Source organism: Achromobacter sp. GbtcB20, from assembly GCF_019091095.1.
Lineage (GTDB): Bacteria > Pseudomonadota > Gammaproteobacteria > Burkholderiales > Burkholderiaceae_B > Achromobacter > Achromobacter mucicolens.
Genome location: NZ_JAGXJZ010000359.1, coordinates 1 through 330 on the forward strand (window position 1 = coordinate 1; position 330 = coordinate 330).

Here is a 330-nt window from a genome sequence, read left to right on the forward strand (position 1 = left end):
CACATCGTGCTGAACCGCCACCTGGCCGAGGCTGGCCACTACCCCGCGATCGACATCGAACAGTCGATCAGCCGGGCCATGCACGGCATCACCTCGCACCAGCACCAGCAGTCGGCGCGCAAACTGAAGCAGCTGTATTCGCGCTACCAGCGCTCGCGCGACCTGATCAGCGTCGGCGCCTATGCGCCCGGCAGGGATCCGGTGCTCGACCAGGCGATCGCGCTGAACGAGAAGATCGAGGAATTCCTGTGCCAGGAAATCCACGAGAACACCAACATGGGCCAGAGTTTGGGGCAATTAGGCGCTCTGTTCGGCTGATTGAACTCGGCC

At 62.7% G+C, this 330-nt stretch carries 1 pseudogene; it reads left to right on the plus strand.

Annotated elements, in window-relative coordinates:
* A pseudogene (locus tag KVT32_RS29315) lies at nucleotides 1-318 on the plus strand (flagellum-specific ATP synthase FliI); the annotation flags it as partial.
* Nucleotides 319-330: the final 12 nt, after the last annotated feature.